4 protein-coding genes are annotated in these 3,972 nt (G+C 51.0%); all 4 read left to right on the forward strand.

The genetic code is table 11. The features are described from left to right. Positions 1-80: 80 nt before the first annotated feature. Positions 81-986: a hypothetical protein gene (locus tag PFRI_RS04710; RefSeq protein ID WP_072629589.1), complete on the forward strand. Its 906-nt coding sequence runs from the start codon at positions 81-83 to the stop codon at positions 984-986. 155 nt (positions 987-1,141) lie between these two features. Further along, the gene (rpsB, locus tag PFRI_RS04715; protein WP_072629590.1) at positions 1,142-1,933 is read left to right on the forward strand and encodes a 30S ribosomal protein S2; all 792 of its coding nucleotides are present in this window, start codon (positions 1,142-1,144) and stop codon (positions 1,931-1,933) included. A gap of 71 nt (positions 1,934-2,004) precedes the next feature. Then, positions 2,005-2,880, forward strand: coding sequence for a translation elongation factor Ts (gene tsf, locus PFRI_RS04720; RefSeq protein ID WP_072629591.1), 876 nt, complete (start codon positions 2,005-2,007; stop codon positions 2,878-2,880). 354 nt (positions 2,881-3,234) lie between these two features. After that, positions 3,235-3,720: a hypothetical protein gene (locus tag PFRI_RS04725; RefSeq protein ID WP_072629592.1), complete on the forward strand. Its 486-nt coding sequence runs from the start codon at positions 3,235-3,237 to the stop codon at positions 3,718-3,720. Positions 3,721-3,972: the final 252 nt, after the last annotated feature.

Genomic DNA, 3,972 nt, shown 5'->3' on the forward strand with positions numbered 1-3,972 from the left:
TTCGTGAATCATGACGACAAACCAGCATCAAGGCAATTAATGGGTCCTGAGCCTACAGCACTCTTGGAAGGCCGGTTCATATGTTTGCTCATAAATTCGTAAAATTGGGACTTGTTGGTTTCACGTTTTCCGTTCTCAGCGCGTGTAATGCGAGCCAGACAGAGACAAGTGTTTCAAACTCGGGAACGAATACAGGTCCTAATACCGGTGACAATGTTGAGCGCGTTGTTGGTTCTGGAAATGAACAGAATGTCGGTTTTAGCACGGCGCAATTTCCCAGCGCGAGAATCGGTGTTGTTGCCCCAAACACGGCAATTGGCGACGCAAATGACTTGCTAGCGGCGCCCTTGTCTGGCGCGAGCGGCGTTGTGCCAATTAGTGTTCTGACCTTTAATACAAGAAACGGTGACATTCGTAGCGTTGCTGGCATGTATGACCCTGTTTCCAACGAAGCCACAGTGTCTGGAAATGGTTATAAAGTGGCGGCTCAAGGTAATCGGTACGCTGGCAAGTTGATTTCTGGCGGCGACAACCTTGTCGCTGTGATCCCGACACCAAATGGGATGATCCCTGCAAGCGGCAGTGCGACGATGCGCGGCTCTGGGGATGTGATCTATGTCAACACGCCGACGTCGCAGGTCTTTACCGGTGTGATGGACGCAACCGTGACAGCGAATTTCACGCAAGAAAGTGTAAATATCACTATGAGCAATCCTGTGGGACAAATTGATGGTGTGGCTTATTCTGGTGGCGGCATCATTGCGATAAATGAATTGGCGCTAAGCGGTGGTGTTTATCAAGATGACAACCGTACGACTGGATCGGTGACTGGTTTTAGCGGTGCTGCGGATCTAAATTCGGGATCTCAAATCGTAAACGCACTTGGTGTGATAGGCGGGCCGAATGCTGAAGAAACCGCTGCGATTGCGCAAATTAATGACCGCAGTAACGGCACGGCAATTATGCGCATTACAGCGCAAGAATAAAACGCTTGAACAATACAGGCGCGTGGCCTAAACGCGCCCTACTAAATCCCGCAGGTGGGGTTGGGCCTTTGAGGGAGAAATCCTCAAAACGTCCGCCGGTTTGAACATCCGTTCATCACCCCCACCGAGGCGAAACCGGAAAAAGGAAGACTGACATGGCTCTACCAGAGTTCACCATGCGCCAACTGCTCGAAGCAGGCGTACACTTCGGCCACCAAACGCAGCGTTGGAACCCACGTATGGGTCCGTTTATTTACGGCGCGCGTAATGGCATCCACATCATGGATCTCACACAGACCGTTCCAATGCTCGACGCAGCGTTGAACGCGATCCGTGATACCGTCGCAAAAGGCGGCCGCATCTTGTTCGTTGGAACAAAGCGTCAGGCGGCCCAGCCAGTTGCAAACGCAGCTGAGCAGTGCGCACAGTATTACATGAACCACCGTTGGTTGGGTGGCACGCTGACAAACTGGAAAACAGTTTCCCAGTCCATCAACCGCCTCAAGTCCATCGACGAGAAGTTCGAGACAGGCTTTGAAGGTCTGACCAAGAAAGAGCGCCTCGGCATGGAGCGCGATCAAGGTAAACTTCAGGCGTCCCTCGGCGGTATCCGCGAAATGGGTGGCGTTCCTGACCTTATCTTCGTCATCGACGTGAAAAAAGAAGCGCTGGCAATTGCAGAAGCCAACAAGCTCGGCATCCCCGTCGTTGCGATCGTTGACACGAACTGCTCGCCTGACGGCATCGATTACATCATTCCTGGCAACGACGACGCGGCACGTGCAATTGCACTTTATTGCGATCTCGCGGCACGCGCAGCACTTGACGGCATGTCCGCTCAGCTTGGCGCCGCTGGCGTTGACCTTGGTGCGATGGAAGAAGCCCCAATGGAAGAAGTTGTTGCAGAGGCAGCACCTGAAGCAGCGGCTGAAACTCCAGCCAGCTAAGCCTTAAGCCTAAACGCGCGAGGGCAGGGGATCACCCCGCCCTCGTTTTCCCCATTCTAGGAGATATGAAAATGGCAATCACAGCAGCCATGGTTAAAGAACTGCGCGACACATCTGGCGCAGGCATGATGGACGCGAAAAAAGCGCTCACAGAAGTTGACGGCGATATGGAAGCAGCAATCGATTGGTTGCGCACCAAGGGCCTCGCGAAAGCGGCGAAGAAATCCGGTCGTACAGCTGCAGAGGGCCTCGTGGCCGTTGCAGTTGAAGGCGGCAAAGGCGTTGCAGTTGAAGTCAACTCCGAGACCGACTTCGTTGGTAAGAACGCTGAATTCCAAGAGATGGTTGGCGGTATCGCAGCTGTTGCAATGGGCACGTCTTCCGTTGAAGAGCTTGCAGCCGCAGATATGGGCGGCAAGCCTGTCGCTGATGTCCTGACAGCCAAGATCGCTACAATCGGTGAGAACATGTCCTTGCGCCGTATGGCTGCCGTTGAAGCGCCTGCGGTTGTGTCCTACGTACACAATGCTGCGGCTACAGGCATGGGCAAGATCGGTGTTTTGGTTGGTTTGTCCGCTGCAAACGATGCGTTTGGCAAGCAGGTCGCGATGCACATCGCTGCTGCAAACCCTGCCGCTTTGTCCGAAGCGGATCTCGACGCATCTGTTGTTGAGAAAGAAAAGCAAGTTCAGATGGATATCGCACGCGAGTCCGGCAAGCCTGAGCAAGTCATCGAAAAGATGATTGTGGGCCGTATGAAAAAGTGGCTCGCAGAGAGCACGCTATTGGGCCAAGCTTTTGTTGTGAACCCCGACCTTACGGTTGGTGAAGCTGCGAAAGAAGCAGGCGTTGAGATCGCATCCTTTGTGCGTCTTGAAGTTGGCGAAGGCATCGAAAAAGTAGAAGAAGATTTCGCGGCGGAAGTTGCGAAAACAATGAAGGGCTAAACGCTTTTTATTGTTTCTGAGTATTGAGAGCCGCCGTGGGATTAGTTTCTCGCGGCGGTTTTTTGTTAAGTCCGTTTGCGAATATAACAGCCACTATTGGATTTCCGCCATATTTTGACCCTTTTGGGGTTTTAGAAATTTATCCCTATGAAATTTGTGTTTCTGATAGTTCTCTTACTCACGTTCTTGACTGTGTATGTAACGTCCAGAACGCTGAATGTAAGCATTGTGGCGCGTGTCGAGGTAAACACCCCGACCGGGATCAAGACGGGTTCAAGTTTGATGAGGTTGACTTACAAACGCCCCAGTTTCCCGGGGTTTTTCCCTTCGTATTTGAATAATGTTAGGCGAGGTTTGCAAGGCGAGGCGATCGCTGTAGAAGTTTCACCGGGACGTTATCTTTTTGCTCTGTTGGGAGAGGGTGGTTATTACACCGAACCAGACGCTTGGCTTGGTGCTGTTTTCTATCCGCCGGTCATTTCCGTCAATCGTGACGCAGGTTATAAACGCTGGATTGGAGAGTTGAAGCGAACAAAAACTGCATTCCCAGTCCCTGAGCGGGCCTATCCACCTTTTGTTGTTTTCTCGGACATGAATGACTTTACGAGTATTCAAGTACTGGAGCCAGACGACATAGCAGCTTTCTTCGGATCTGGTACGTCAATTAAATCGCTGACAATTGAAACAACTTCAGGAGCTCCAGTTTTTGGCAAAGTTGAAAAACTATTGCCATGGCTTACGACTGAAGTTGTAACACGACTTTGTCCGCCAACTTATCAAACAACTGGTCCTCATTGTGGCTCGATAAGTCATGGTGATTTTTTAATGAGGGATTTCTAATGTTTGGTTTTATTGTTTGAGATAATCTAGAATTTCAACCCCAACATGCATCACATAATCCCCGATATCAGTATATAAGTAAATAAGCCGTGGGCTGGCTCAACCTAAAGTCGTAAACTGCAAACCCCAAAAAAATGAAAAGGCGACGCAACCCGAGGGGGCGCGCCGCCAAAAACAATCGCCAACCCGTTACATGGGAGTTATTGTCAAATCTGGTGTTTGAGGATTGTTGGTCATGCAGCGATCTGGTCA

The sequence above is a fragment of the Planktotalea frisia genome (assembly GCF_001890925.1).
Classification (GTDB): Bacteria; Pseudomonadota; Alphaproteobacteria; order Rhodobacterales; family Rhodobacteraceae; genus Planktotalea; species Planktotalea frisia.

Bases quoted from the DNA above. Each gene is read 5' to 3' on its own strand.
- PFRI_RS04710 (WP_072629589.1), top strand. From the start codon at position 81: ATGTTTGCTCATAAATTCGTAAAATTGGGACTTGTTGGTTTCACGTTT.
- rpsB (WP_072629590.1), top strand. From the start codon at position 1,142: ATGGCTCTACCAGAGTTCACCATGCGCCAACTGCTCGAAGCAGGCGTA.
- tsf (WP_072629591.1), top strand. From the start codon at position 2,005: ATGGCAATCACAGCAGCCATGGTTAAAGAACTGCGCGACACATCTGGC.